Raw genomic sequence first — 14,179 nt, 5'->3', positions numbered from 1 at the left:
AACAACTATATTCAAATGAAAAAATATCTGATTATTATATTCACATTGCTCATCGCTTCGGCTATCCTTGTTTCCTGTAAAGGGAAAAGCAGTACCGAAACGGAAAAGTCAAAAACAGCACCTGAAGAAACCCACGAGGAAGCAGGTGGAAATACGGCTATGCTTACCGATTCGCAGATTAAAAGCATCGGTTTAAAATTAGGAAGTATCGAAAATAAACAACTTACAACGGCCCTAAAAACCAATGGAACATTACAGGTGCCAAATCAAAACAGGGCAAGTGTAAATTCGGTTTATAATGGCGTAATTAAATCATTACTTATACAACCTGGCAATCAGGTACGTAAAGGACAAGTATTGGCAACCATTTCAAATCCGGAATTTATAAGGGTGCAAAGCGATTATTTAAACACCAGTGCAAAAATTAGTTTGGTTGAACTGGAAGTAAAAAGGCAGAAAGAATTAAATGCAGGTAATGCCGGCGCTTTAAAGAATTTACAATCTGCCGAAACGGAATTGAAAACCCTGTTAACGGCAAAAGCAACGTATGCACAACAAATACAGTTAATGGGCATTAATCCGACCAGTTTAAATAAAGGAAAATTGATTTCGGTTTTATCGGTACGAAGCCCGATAAATGGAGTAGTAAGCAATGTAAAAGTTGAAATGGGAAGTTACGTAGATGTAAATACACCCATTGCCGAAATTGTAGATAACAGCCAGCTGCACCTTGATTTGTTTGTATATGAAAAAGACATTCCAAAGCTTAAAGAAAACCAGTTAATTCACTTTACTTTAACCAATAATCCCGGTAGAGAATACGATGCACAAATTTATTCCTTAGGATCGTCTTTTGAAGGCGAAAGTAAAGCAGTTACCGTGCATGCCAAAGTGCAGGGCGATAAGAAGGGTTTGATTGATGGTATGACCATCACCGCGGTAATTAGCCTGGAAACCGGAACCAAACCTGCGGTACCATCAGAAGCCATTGTGAATGTAAGCGGGCAGGATTTTATTTTTGTACGCAAGGCCGAAACACAGCATAAAGAAGGGGCAACTGAAAAAGGAATGCTTTTTGAAAAAATACCTGTGGCAAAAGGTACCACCGATGTTGGCTACACAGAAATTACCTTGCTTAAGCAAATACCCGAAAATGCCGAAATTGTAGTTAAAGGCGCATTTTTTGTGCTGGCTAAAATGAGTAATGCCGGTGAGCATGAGCATTAATGAAAAATGAAATATTTAATCCGTATAAATAAAATTATAACGATGAAAACACAAAAAAAAGATAAAGAAAATCATGATAACCATGTTCATAGCGCTCAGGAATCCGGAGAAGGCCATCATCATGAAGGTGGCATATTTGGCGCCAATACAGAATTGTATTTTGCCATTTTAAGTGGTGTTTGTTTAGCGGTTGGTTACGGACTTGGCTATATACAGGGCTTACCATCATGGTCAAGTTTAAGTTTATACATTTTGGCTTACTTTTTTGGAGGTTTCTTTACCGCAAAAGAAGCGGTAGAAACCATCTCAAAAGGGGGCTTTGAAATTGACTTTTTAATGCTGGTTGCTGCAATAGGTGCTGCAATTTTAGGTTCGTGGGCAGAAGGAGCACTTTTATTGTTTCTTTTTAGTTTAGGCCATGCCCTGGAGCATTACGCTATGGGTAAAGCACGCAAATCTATCTCGGCATTAACAAGCCTTGCCCCCCCAACCGCGCTTGTGGTAAGAGCGGGTAAGGAAACTGAAATACGCATTGAAGAATTAAAGCTGGGTGATGTAATTATTATTAAGCCGAACAGCAAAATTCCGGCCGACGGTGTAGTGGTAAAAGGTGAAGGAAGTGTTAACCAGGCACCCATTACCGGCGAAAGTGTTCCGGTTGATAAATTACCTGTTGCTGATGCCAGCCTTGATTATTCGACAGATAAAAGCATAAAACCACAGTTTCGTGTTTTTGCAGGAACCATAAACGGCGCAGCCGTTCTGGAAGTAAAAGTAATCCGTGAAGCTAAAGATTCGACCATTTCACGGTTGATTAAAATGGTTAACGAAGCTGAAAAACAAAAGTCGCCAACCCAGCTCTTTACAGATAAATTTGAGAAATATTTTGTGCCTTTTGTTTTGGTGCTGGTCACCTTACTGTGTTTCGCTTTTTTGGTTATAGACGAACCTTTTAGCAAAAGTTTTTACAGGGCAATGTCGGTACTGGTCGCCGCAAGTCCATGCGCTTTGGCTATTTCTACACCCAGTGCTGTATTAAGTGGGGTAGCGAGGGCCGCCAGGGCTGGTGTTTTAATTAAAGGTGGGCGACCTTTGGAAGATTTAGGCGCATTGAATGCTATTGCTTTTGATAAAACAGGAACCTTAACCGAAGGCAAGCCGCAGTTAACCAATGTTATATCTTTAAATGGTGTTTCCGAAGAATCATTAATGGCTGTTACGGTTGCTGTTGAGAAAAGGAGCGATCACCCATTGGCCGAAGCCATTGTACAGGGGATGCTTCAAAAGATGAAAGATCAAACGGTTCCGGAGGCTCAAAATGTGAAAGGAATTACAGGAAGAGGTGTACAAGCCGAAGTAGAAGGCAAAAAAATATTAATCGGAAATAAAGCGCTATTCGAAAAAGAAGGTATTCCACAAGATATACTAAAGCAGGTTGAAGAACTGGAAAAAGGCGGACACACTTCAATGCTGGTTAAGCAGGAAAGTACTTTTATAGGTTTGCTTTCGCTGATGGATGTTCCGAGGGCAGAGGCCAAACAAACCCTGGCAGCATTAACCAGTTTGGGGATCAAAAAAATGATTATGCTTACCGGGGATAATCAGCAGGTTGCCGAAGCAGTAGCAAAACAAATTGGTGTTACAGATGCATGGGGAGACCTAATGCCCGAAGATAAAGTGGAAGCAGTACAAAAACTGGCAAAATCTGAAAAAATGGTTGCCATGGTAGGCGATGGGGTAAATGATGCACCGGCTATGGCTAAAAGTACCGTTGGTATAGCCATGGGGGCTGCTGGTTCTGATGTGGCCTTAGAAACAGCAGATATAGCCTTAATGGGCGATAAGCTGGAAAGTTTACCATTTGCCATTGGTTTGAGCAGAAAAGCAAGGGGAATTATTAAACAAAACCTATGGATTTCCCTCGGGGTAGTTGCCGTATTAATTCCTTTAACCATTCTTGGAATTGCTTCAATAGGACCAGCTGTAATTGCACATGAAGGATCTACACTGATTGTGGTTTTTAATGCGTTGCGGTTGCTTGCTTACAACCCTAAGAAACCAGTAAGCGTTTAATCCATTTCTATTTTTGCCCGCTCCGGTTGCACAAACCGGAGCGGGCATTATGGTAAAATGATGTAGTATGTTTGATTACATATCTTATCTGCAGAAAGGAAATCGTACAGCAGGTGAATCAAAGCGGAAGGTGCAGCAGTTATGCTGTATATTAATAAACTAAAGTAAGATAACTAAGCTGCCACCAACAATCATTAATCCGCCAATAAGTGTTTTGGCATCAATGGGTTCCTTCAATATTAAAAAGGCAAGCCCCATTGCAATAGCCACACTCAATTTATCTATCGGTGCTACTTTGGATACGTTTCCGGTTTCGAGTGCTTTAAAATAAAAAATCCACGATAAGCCCGTGGCTACGCCAGATAAGCCCAAAAAAATCAGGTTGTTTTTACTTAGTGTTTTTAACTCTGAAATTTCGCCGGTTGCCAGAACAATTCCCCAGGCAATAAAAAGAATAACAACTGTGCGAACGGCCGTTGCAAGATTACCGTTAACGCCTTTAATTCCAATTTTAGCCAAAATTGCTGTTGCAGCAGCAAAGAAAGCGGATAATAAAGCATAAAATTTCCACATCATTTTGCGATTACTTGAATATTAAAGATCGCTTTTAATTCTGTAGAAATACTGAATATAACGTTGTCGAAGTTCTTTCTTCCCAATGGGTGGCCCTTCGTTATCCATAAAAGTTAAAATTTCTTCCGCGTTTCCATAACTCAATTACGATTTGGGTAAAGTTTAGCCTCAACTTAAAAGGATGTTTTGTCAGATAAAAGATATAAAAGCCACCCGATGGGGCATATCATCTATATCATTTTGCAAAATCGAAAAGTGTTGTTAACTTGAACAACTGCGGCATTGTAGCCATATCTTTTTAGCTACAGCATTTCTTCAGAATTGGCAATTATAATTGTTGTCGCATAACAGGGTTTAATTCATGGAAATACCTCAGGAGTTTTTATTAGAAAAAGTTGAACAGTTTGCTGAAGATTTGCTAAAAAATAAACTTCCTGATTTTATGTATTTTCACAATTTTGAACATACATTATTAGTTGTTGAAGGTGTGAAAGTTATTGGCAGGGAAACTAAAATTTCTAAAGAAGATCAATTCATTTTAAATATTGCCGCATTTCTGCACGATATTGGTTATACGGATCAATACATGGGACACGAAAACAGCAGTGTACGTATTGCCGAAAACTTTCTGTTTGAAAATGGGCTAAGTGCAGGTAAAGTAGAGCAGGTTAAGGCCTGCATTATGGCAACGCGTTACCCGCAATTTCCCTCCAATATGCTCGAAAAGGTGATTTGCGATGCCGATTTTTACCATTTTTCACTAAGTAATTATAACCTTTTTGCAGCCCGGCTAAAACAAGAATGGGAAGCGAAATTAGGATTGGTATATTCTGAATTGCAATGGACGGCACTAAACCTCGAAATGTTAGCCAAACACGAATATTTTACCGGTTATGGGAAACAGTTTCTTCAAAAAAATAAAAATTTAAACATAGAAAAACTCATTCAGCGCTTTACCTGATTATTTATGAAGATTTTAGTCATTGAAGATGAGCAAGCTTTATTGGAAAGCATATTAACCTATTTTACCGGCGAAGGGAATATTTGTGAGCACGCCATAAATTTTAGCATGGCCTTAGAGAAAATTTCGATGTACAATTACGATTGTATCTTACTTGATCTTGGCTTGCCCGGTGGCGAAGGACTTGAATTGTTGACCAAACTTAAGCAATTAAAGAAGAGAGATGGGGTGCTTATTATTTCTGCCCGACATTCTTTAGATGATAAGCTTGCGGGATTGGATCTTGGTGCCGATGATTATTTAGTGAAACCCTTTCACCTTTCAGAACTGAAGGCCAGGGTAAGTGCAATTGTACGCCGTAAAAACTTTGATGGCGATAATGTAATTGTTTTTAATGAAATCAGTGTAGATGTTTCGGCAATGAAGGTTATAATTAACAATAACCAGGTTGTACTAACAAAAAAGGAATTTGATTTACTGGTTTACTTCCTGTCTAACAAAAATAAAGTCGTCACTAAAAATGCTATGGCCGAACACCTTTGGGGTGATGAAATGGATCTTTCTGATGATTTCGATTTTATTTATACACATGTTAAAAACCTCAGGAAAAAATTAATGGAAACCGGTGCGGCAGACTACTTGCGCTCCGTGTATGGAATCGGGTATAAATTTGGAAGTATATGAAACTTTCCAGCCGCTACAATCAGGTTAACATTTATACCTCCCTTATCGTTCTGATTATTACAGGGATTATATATTATTTGGTTATCCACTTTATTTTAACAGAAAAACTCGATAAGGATTTAGCAGTAGAAGAAAATGAAATCAGGCAATATACTGCAGCTTATAACCGCCTCCCACTTCCGGCAAGTTATTTAGATCAGCAAATTTCTTACGAAGAAGTTAAAGGCCAGGTACCGGAACGGGAATTTTTATATACCAGCTACCTTAACCCGAAAGAAAAGGAAACAGAACCCGGAAGAAGGTTGGTTACAACGGTTAATTTAAATGGCAAAACCATTATTGTAAATATCACCAAATCAAGGGTAGAAGCAGAAGATTTAGTTCGGATTATTCTATTTATTACACTTGCTGTAACCATTGTTTTACTCCTTTCCTTGTTGGGAATCAATCGTTTTGTGTTAAGCAGGCTTTGGAAACCCTTTTACAGCATCTTAAACCGGATGAAGACTTTTGAGGTGGCCCGAATGGAAAATATTGAGGAAGAGCCCACAACAATAGACGAATTTAACGAACTGAATAGATCGGTTAATGCAATGGCCGAAAAAGTTAGGCGAGATTATAAAGAACTTAAAAGTTTTACCGACAATGCCTCGCATGAAATGATGACACCACTGGCGGTTATTAATTCCAAACTCGATTCCCTTTTACAAACTGAATCTTTTACTGAACAACAAGGTGCATTACTGGAAGATATTTACCATGCTACCGGCCGGCTTTCAAGATTGCACCAATCGCTTTTGCTTTTGGCGAAAATAGAAAATAACCTTATTTCTGATGCTCAGGATATTGATCTCAAGGAAATGGTAGAAGGGAAAGTCCGCCAGTTTCAGGAATTGTTTGAACGAGACGGTTTAACGCTAAAAGAAGAACTGGAGCCAGCCAGCCTAAAAATGAGCCGTTATCTGGCCGATATTTTATTAAATAATTTATTTAGTAATGCGGTAAGACATAATATACCGGGCGGACAGATTAGCATTAAGCTAAATTCAAAGACATTAGTGGTAGCCAATACGGGGAAAAGCATGCAACAAAACAACCGCATTTTTGATCGGTTCTCTAAATCAACAGAATCAGAAGGTATGGGCTTGGGTTTAGCCATTACCAAGCAAATTTGTAACCTGTATGGTTTCGATATTCAGTATACCCAAGCATTGGATACACATGTTTTTACGGTATATTTTAAGTTAAATCACTAAATATTGCGATAATCATTGCAAACTCGTACTCCGGATTGTCTTGTATAATGCCTGCCATTGCGGCCAGCTCGTTGATGCTGATGGGCAGCTGTGTGCTATAAACTGATTGAGCAAAAAGCATGTTTTACCATGCAAATCAAGCCTTTATTTATTGCTTAAAAATTCAGGCAATGTTACTTAGGACAGTATTCAAGCCTGGGTTATTTCTTTTATCATCAAGATTATTTTTTGGCTATAAAATTCATTTTTAACTACAGAATTCCTCCATAATTCAATTATAGATTTGATTACAACTTATCACCGTTAAAAAACAATAAATAAACAGATGAAAAAGATTTTTGGAATTTTAATCTTAGTTGGTGGCATTGTTATTTCCGCACAAGCACAAAAGATAAGCGTAGCAAAAGTATCCGTTCAGGCAAAAACAGCATTTGCTAAACTACATCCCGGAATAACAAATGTAACCTGGGAAATGGAGAAGCAAGATTACGAAGCGGGTTTTCGTTTAAATGGTAAGCATGCTTCAGAGTTATATTCGGCAAAGGGAATTCTTTTAGAGTCAGAAATTGAAATTAAAAGTTCAGAACTGCCGGTTCAGGTAATTACAAAGTTAAAAGGAATGAAGATTGCTGAAGCGGCAAAAATTACCAAAGCTAATGGTACAATTCTTTATGAAGCTGAAGTAAAAGGAAAAGACTTATTATTTGATGGGGCTGGAAACCTGGTAAAACCTTAAAAATGTACAAAATATTTTTTGCCAGTGTGCTGCTTGCATCAACATTCGCTACCTGTTTCGCTCAAAAGACAGATACGGTTCAAACTTTCCCCGCGGATACCACAAAGGGCAGATGGAATACAAAAGTTGAAATTCCTAAAAATAAATTTCGGCCGGCAGTATTTATTGCCCCAGTTGTACTGATGGGTTACGGCTTTGCCGCCGTTTACGATCATGGTGCACTTAAGCAATTAGATGTGAGTACCAAGGCCGAACTTCAGGAAGATCACCCTTTATTTGCGGCGCATGTAGATGATTACCTGCAATTTGCGCCGGCAGCAGCAGTTTATGCACTAAATCTTTCAGGTATAAAAGGAAAACATAATTTGTTTGATGCCTCCATGTTATATGTTACTTCGGCTGCAATTATGGGTGTATCAACTCATTTTGTAAAGCAAGGCGTAGGCAGAATGCGGCCAGATGAATCGGGAACTAATTCTTTTCCTTCCGGACATACGGCCTCGGCTTTTATGGCCGCAGAATTTCTGCACCAGGAGTATAAAGATGTAAACCCATGGATTGGTTATGCAGGTTATTTTGTTGCAACAGCTACCGGTACCCTGCGTATGTACAATAATAAACATTGGTTTAGTGATGTTGTTGCAGGAGCAGGATTTGGAATTGCTTCAACAAAAATTGCTTATCTTGTTTATCCATACGTTAAAAGAATTTTTACAACAAAAAACACAGGTAATTTTACCTTAATGCCTTTTCATCAACAAGGAAATACAGGTTTAATGTTTTCCGGAAGGTTTTAGTGCCCTTTACACTTATCTTCTATCAATATTCAGGTTTAAAATTTTAAAAATGAACGTCGTCTTTAAATATCTCTCCATCGGCATTCTTACGGTTTTAGCTACGCGGGCAATGGCTCAGTCTCCGGTTAAAAACCTCGATTTTTTTTTAAAACAGGCAAAATCTACCAGCCCTGTACTTAAAGATTTTGAAAACCAGAAAAGATCTGCAGGGATCGACAGCCTGATTGTGCGTGCAACTGGCCGCGTACAAGTTACAGGTACAGGAGCAGGAATGTATGCGCCTATTATCCGTGGTTATGGATACGACGGAATTATTACAAATGGCCAGGCACTCGAGGCTTTGTTAAATGTTAATTACGATTTGCTAAATAAAAAACGAATTAACAACCAGCTGGAGGGCATAAAAATTCAAAGCGATTCCATTAAATATGCCAGCCAGTTATCGTTGTACGACTTAAACAGATCTGTTGCCGATCAGTACATTACGGCTTATGCAAGCCAGGAACAGGTAGATTTTAACCGTGAAGTTGTTTCTCTTTTAGAAAAAGAAGAACAATTGTTTAAAACATTAACCCGGAGCAATATTTACAAGCAATCTGAATATTTAACTTTTTTGGTTACCCTGCAGCAGCAACAATTGGTGATGAAGCAAGCGGAAATTCAATTTAAAAATGATTATGGCACTTTGAATTACCTTGCGGGCATAAAGGATACCATAACCGTAAAACTTGCCGAACCAAGACTGGAAACAGAATTGTTTAAACAGGACAGGCTTTTCTTTACCAAACGTTTTGAATTGGACAGCTTAAAGAATATTAACCTGAAAAACAGCATCGATTTGAGTTACAAGCCAAAACTTGGGGTTTATGTAAACGGTGGTTACAGTTCATCATTAACCTTGCAACCTTACCGGAATTTTGGAAGCAGTGTTGGTTTTACATTTTCAGTACCTATATATGATGGACACCAGAAAAAAATGCAGTATGATAAGCTTAAACTTTCATCAAATACAATTGCAGATTATAAAGGCTTTTTTGTACGGCAGCAGGAGCAACAGCTGAACTTAATCAGGCAGCAGATTGTTGAAACAGATGCACTTTTCGGGAAAATTAAAGAGCAAATCCGTTTTAGTAAGGGTTTAATTGATGTGGATAGTAAATTGCTGCGCACCGGCGATCTTAAAGTAGTTGATTTTATAATTGCCATTAATAACTATATGTCTGCACAGAATCTGCTTAGACAAACAAATATTAACCGTTTAAAATTAATTAACCAATACAATTACTGGAACCAATAACATGAATAATGATCTAAAAATCATACTAACCATTTGCTCGGTTTTACTGGTGTTTTCTTCCTGCAGCCAATCTGTGCCGGCTGATGCAACAGATGCACCTTCACCGGTAACCCCCGTTCAGATAACCAGTATTAAAGACAGTTCGCTGGCGGAGTATGCAGAGTTTTCGGCAGTTTCTGCCTATCTGGAAAAAAGCTATGTTAAGGCAAATATCAATGGTTATGTAGAAAGGGCCAATGCAAAACCAGGACAGCAGGTGGCAACGCAACAACTGCTGTTTGGTTTAATTACAAAGGAAGCAAAATCGATTGGCAATACGGTGAATAAACTCGACCCCGGTTTTAAGTTTTCTGGAGTATCTAATATCCGGGCAAATCAGGCAGGTGTTATTGTACAGGTTAACCACCAGAAAGGAGATTACGTGCAGGATGGGGAGTCGTTGGCAACCATAAGCAATCGAAACAGTTTGGTTTTTCTGCTGGATCTTCCCTACGAACTTAACCAGATGATCAGTCAGAATAAAATACTTGAAATTGTACTCCCTGATGGAACAAAGCTAAACGGCTCCGTTTCGGGAACGCTGCCTTCGGTTGATTCGGCTGCGCAAACTCAGCGGTATATTATTAAAGTTTCTGCCACAAAAGAAATCCCCGAAGGATTAATTGCTAAAGTTAGATTAACGAAGATTAACCATAGCAATGCCCAGGTTCTGCCAAAATCGGCGGTACTATCCAATGAAACTGAAGAGGAGTTTTGGGTAATGAAAATGATTAACGATTCTACGGCGGTAAAAGTTAAAGTAAAAAAGGGTATTGAGGGCAGCAGTTCAACGGAAATATTAGAACCCGTATTTAGTAAAACAGATAGAATAATTACAGTTGGTAATTATGGCATTGCCGATACAGCTAAAGTTAAAATTCAGAATTAGAAATGATAGCGGATCCATTTACCATCATCCAACTTACATTTTAAGCAGATGAAAAACTTTTTTATTTCACATAAAAATCCAATTCTGGCTGTGCTGGTAATTATTATTGTTGGAGGAATTTATTCCTTTCAGCAACTTAAAACCGGGCTTTTCCCTGAAATTACTTTTCCAAAGATTAAAATTATCGCCGATGCAGAACTGCAACCTGTTGATAAAATGGTGGTTAAGGTTACCCGCCCATTAGAAAATGCGGTAAAGCAAGTTCCCGATCTCCAGTTGGTTAGAAGTACCACCAGTAGAGGGAGTTGCGAACTTTCAGCCTTTATGAATCCTGGTGCAAATATAGATTTAAGTCAGCAGCGTATTGAATCTCAAATTGCTAAAATCAGCGCTTCCTTACCACCAGGCGTAAACATCTCCGTAGAAAAAATGAATCCATCTATTCTTCCGGTAAGCGGATACAGTTTAGAAAGTCACAACTATTCTCCGGTAGAACTTAAAAAAATAGCAACTTACACCGTAAAACCTTTCCTTTCACAGGTGGCAGGTGTTTCCGAGATTCGGGTAATAGGCGGTAAAAATAAAGAATTCTGGCTCGAACTGGATATTCAGAAAATGCAGTCCTTAGGCATTTCTCCCGACCAGGTGAGTAACGCATTGGCGCAAACAAATTTTATAAAATCAAATGGTTATCTTTCCGATCACAACTTTTTATACCTTTCTGTAACCGATGCCACCGTTAAAACCAAAAATGATCTGGAAGAACTGGTTTTAATTAGAAAAGGCAACAGGGTTATAAAGGTTAATGATATTGCAAAAGTAAACATTCAGCAAAGTGTTGAATATACACGCATTAATGCGAATGGTAAAGATGGAATTTTGATTGCGGTAATTAAACAACCCAATGCAAACCTGGTCGATCTTTCCAGCCAAATGGAAGTTAAAATTTCTCAACTTCAGCATCTTTTGCCATCAGGTGTAAGCATAAAACCATATTACGTACAGGCAGATTTTGTAAACGAATCTGTTAAAAGCGTGAGAGACAGTTTGTGGATAGGTTTGGCATTAGCCATTGTGGTTGCCATTATTTTCCTTCGGTCATTAAAAGCCAGTGCAACCATACTCATTACCATTCCGGTTACCCTTTGCTTAACTGTAATTGTGCTGTATGTAATTGGTTATTCGCTAAACATTATGACTTTAGGCGCAATTGCCGCCGCCATAGGTTTAATTATTGATGATGCAATTGTGGTGGTGGAGCAAATTCACCGTACACACGAAGAACACCCCGAAGTACCAACGGTAAGATTATTAAGCAAAGCGGTAGCTTATCTTTTCCCCGCTATGCTCGGCTCCTCTATTAGTACAATCGTAATTTTTGTTCCTTTTATCTTAATGACTGGGGTAGCCGGTTCGTATTTTCAGGTAATGACCAATACCATGATTATTACCCTGGTATGTTCATTTTTTGTAACCTGGATAGGTTTGCCTGTAATTTATTTAATGCTTACACCAAAATCAAAAAACAAAAATTTAGGTAAAACAGAAATCGTACATGAAGTTAAAACCCAAAAATGGGTGCCTTATTTTATCCAGAGGCCATATTTTACGTTTGGTTTTATGCTTTTACTCCTTGTTTCAATTGTATTGATTTTCCCCAGGCTCGAAACCGGATTTTTACCCGAAATGGATGAAGGAAGTATTGTTTTAGATTATGCTTCTCCTCCAGGAACTTCTTTAGAAGAAACCGACCGTATGCTCCGGGAAGTAGAAAAACAACTGGTCAAAATTCCAGATGTACAGGCATATTCGCGAAGAACAGGAACACAAATGGGTTTTTTTATTACGGAACCCAATACCGGCGATTATCTGATTCAGCTAAAACCAAACCGAAGTAAAAGTACAGACGAGGTTATTTCAACAATCAGAACGCAGATAGAACGTACTCAGCCAGCTTTAGTGATCGATTTTGGCCAGGTAATAGGAGACATGCTTGGAGATTTAATGAGCTCAACCCAGCCAATTGAGGTTAAGGTTTATGGAAACGATCAGCAAAAATTACAGGAGTTATCTAAGCAAATAGCTGCTATTCTTTCAAAAGTGAATGGAACGGCTGATGTTTTTAACGGAATTGTGCTTTCAGGGCCAACAGTTGGCATTCAGCCAAACTTTACTATGCTGGCTCAATATGGAATTACGCCTGCAGCCTTTCAAACTCAATTGCAAACGGCTATGCAAGGAAATGTGATTGGCGATTTATATGATAAACAACAACTTTCACCTATCCGTATGGTGTATGCCGGAAGCCGGAAATTTGCCGTTTCGGATATTAATAATTTAAAAATATTTTTACCAGACGGAACAACGGTACCTATCCAGAATTTAGCTAAAGTGGAGTTAAAATCCGGTAGTGCAGAAGTACAGCGTGAAAACCTGCAAACAATTGGTGTTATAACCGCCCGCTTGGATAACAGAGATTTAGGTAGTGTTATGAAAGACATTAAAACCGCGGTTAATGCCAAAGTTAATCTGCCTTCGGGCTACCATGTTGAATATGGAGGTGCTTACAAAGAACAACAACAATCTTTTTCTGAATTGCTGACTATTCTAATCGCCTCAAGTTTACTGGTGTTCAGTGTAATTCTGTTCTTGTTTAAGGATTTCAAAATTGCATTTTTAATCTTATTGATTTCCGTTTTGGGGATTTCAGGGAGTTATCTTGCTCTCTTTTTAACCCATACGCCTTTAAACGTTGGCAGTTATACCGGCTTGATTATGATTGTAGGCATTATAGGTGAAAACGCAATTTTTACCTTTCTCCAGTTTAAAGAATCCCTACAGGATAAAACGGTAGATGAAGCCATTACTTATGCAATTTCAACCCGGCTAAGGCCCAAATTAATGACGGCACTTGGGGCCATTATTGCCCTTACACCCTTAGCTTTAGGTATAGGGGCAGGCGCGCAGTTACATCAGCCACTTGCTATTGCAGTAATCGGAGGATTTATTGTAGCACTGCCTTTACTATTAATTGCATTACCAAGTTTAATCAGGAAATTCTATTTTAATACGTATGTACTTTAGTTTTTTCGTCCTGCACTAAATATGATTTCCTGTCCTCCTGACGAAGGAAGGATCTCATTAGCGGCTGTGCAAATAGAGAGATTCTTCGCTACGCTCAGAATGACAAAACGTTAAAGTTTTAAACCCCAATTTGTCCTCCTGACGAAGGAACAATCTCATTAACAGATGTTCAGATAGAGAGATTCTTCGCTACGCTCAGAATGACAAAGGTTGATTGGTTTTGCTGCCCTCAGAATGACAGAACGTTAAAGTTTTAAACCCCAATTTGTCCTCCTGACGAAGGAAGGATCTCATTAGCAGCTGTGCAAATAGAGAGATTCTTCGCTACGCTCAGAATGACAAAGGTTGATTGGTTTTGCTGCGCTCAGAATGACAGAACGTTAAAGTTTTAAACCCCAATTTGTCCTCCTGACGAAGGAAGGATCTCATTATCGGCTGTGCAAATAGAGAGATTCTTCGTTGCACTCAGAATGACAAAGATTGATTGGTTTTGCTGCGCTCAGAATGACAGAAGGTAAAATTTTCAACCCCAATTTGTCATCCTGACAAAGGAAGGATCTCTT

General features: G+C 38.8%; 12 protein-coding genes. 10 read left to right on the top strand and 2 right to left on the bottom strand.

What is annotated here, in order from left to right:
- Window positions 1-15 precede the first annotated feature (15 nt).
- Together R2Q77_RS13435 and R2Q77_RS13430 are read left to right on the top strand one after the other, a co-directional pair.
- Entirely contained in the window at window positions 16-1,227 is a 1,212-nt protein-coding gene (locus R2Q77_RS13435; protein ID WP_316804240.1) for an efflux RND transporter periplasmic adaptor subunit, read from the top strand.
- A 42-nt stretch (window positions 1,228-1,269) separates the two neighbouring features.
- A complete protein-coding gene (locus tag R2Q77_RS13430) occupies window positions 1,270-3,300 on the top strand; it encodes a heavy metal translocating P-type ATPase (protein WP_316804239.1) in 2,031 nt (676 codons plus the stop codon).
- Window positions 3,301-3,459: 159 nt separating this feature from the next.
- On the opposite strand, the gene R2Q77_RS13425 is transcribed toward R2Q77_RS13430, so the two are convergent.
- Window positions 3,460-3,876, bottom strand: a complete 417-nt coding sequence (locus tag R2Q77_RS13425) for an EamA family transporter (RefSeq protein ID WP_316804238.1) — start codon at window positions 3,874-3,876, stop codon at window positions 3,460-3,462.
- Between the two features lie 358 nt (window positions 3,877-4,234).
- Here R2Q77_RS13425 and R2Q77_RS13420 point away from each other — a divergent pair, with 358 nt between their 5' ends.
- Genes R2Q77_RS13420 through R2Q77_RS13410 form a run of 3 tightly spaced genes read left to right on the top strand, consistent with a single transcriptional unit; the run spans window position 4,235 to window position 6,774 of the window.
- On the top strand, window positions 4,235-4,834 hold the full coding sequence (locus tag R2Q77_RS13420) for an HD domain-containing protein (protein ID WP_316804237.1): 600 nt from the start codon (window positions 4,235-4,237) through the stop codon (window positions 4,832-4,834).
- Window positions 4,835-4,840: 6 nt separating this feature from the next.
- The gene (locus tag R2Q77_RS13415) at window positions 4,841-5,518 is read left to right on the top strand and encodes a response regulator transcription factor (protein ID WP_316804236.1); all 678 of its coding nucleotides are present in this window, start codon (window positions 4,841-4,843) and stop codon (window positions 5,516-5,518) included.
- Window positions 5,515-6,774 (top strand): HAMP domain-containing sensor histidine kinase, encoded by a 1,260-nt coding sequence (locus R2Q77_RS13410; RefSeq protein ID WP_316804235.1) that lies wholly within the window; start codon window positions 5,515-5,517, stop codon window positions 6,772-6,774. Before R2Q77_RS13415 ends, R2Q77_RS13410 begins: the two co-directional genes overlap by 4 nt.
- Here R2Q77_RS13410 and R2Q77_RS13405 read toward each other — a convergent pair.
- Entirely contained in the window at window positions 6,758-6,895 is a 138-nt protein-coding gene (locus tag R2Q77_RS13405) for a hypothetical protein (RefSeq protein ID WP_316804234.1), read from the bottom strand. The genes R2Q77_RS13410 and R2Q77_RS13405 overlap by 17 nt on opposite strands.
- Before the next feature lie 204 nt (window positions 6,896-7,099).
- On the opposite strand from R2Q77_RS13405, the gene R2Q77_RS13400 reads away from it, so the two are divergent.
- The 5 genes from R2Q77_RS13400 to R2Q77_RS13380 are packed head-to-tail and all read left to right on the top strand — an operon-like array spanning window position 7,100 to window position 13,616.
- Window positions 7,100-7,510 (top strand): hypothetical protein, encoded by a 411-nt coding sequence (locus R2Q77_RS13400; RefSeq protein ID WP_316804233.1) that lies wholly within the window; start codon window positions 7,100-7,102, stop codon window positions 7,508-7,510.
- 2 nt (window positions 7,511-7,512) lie between these two features.
- The gene (locus tag R2Q77_RS13395; RefSeq protein ID WP_316804232.1) at window positions 7,513-8,307 is read left to right on the top strand and encodes a phosphatase PAP2 family protein; all 795 of its coding nucleotides are present in this window, start codon (window positions 7,513-7,515) and stop codon (window positions 8,305-8,307) included.
- Window positions 8,308-8,356: 49 nt separating this feature from the next.
- Window positions 8,357-9,604 carry a TolC family protein gene (locus tag R2Q77_RS13390; RefSeq protein ID WP_316804231.1) on the top strand — a complete coding sequence of 416 codons (1,248 nt, stop codon included), beginning with the start codon at window positions 8,357-8,359 and terminating at the stop codon, window positions 9,602-9,604.
- A 1-nt stretch (window position 9,605) separates the two neighbouring features.
- Window positions 9,606-10,532 carry an efflux RND transporter periplasmic adaptor subunit gene (locus tag R2Q77_RS13385; protein ID WP_316804230.1) on the top strand — a complete coding sequence of 309 codons (927 nt, stop codon included), beginning with the start codon at window positions 9,606-9,608 and terminating at the stop codon, window positions 10,530-10,532.
- Window positions 10,533-10,580: 48 nt separating this feature from the next.
- Window positions 10,581-13,616, top strand: a complete 3,036-nt coding sequence (locus tag R2Q77_RS13380) for an efflux RND transporter permease subunit (protein ID WP_316804229.1) — start codon at window positions 10,581-10,583, stop codon at window positions 13,614-13,616.
- The last annotated feature ends 563 nt before the right edge of the window (window positions 13,617-14,179 follow it).

Source organism: Pedobacter nototheniae (assembly GCF_032678625.1).
Classification (GTDB): Bacteria; Bacteroidota; Bacteroidia; order Sphingobacteriales; family Sphingobacteriaceae; genus Pedobacter; species Pedobacter nototheniae_A.
The sequence above is the reverse complement of the archived record's forward strand: the minus strand, read 5'-3'. Positions and strand labels throughout refer to the sequence as shown.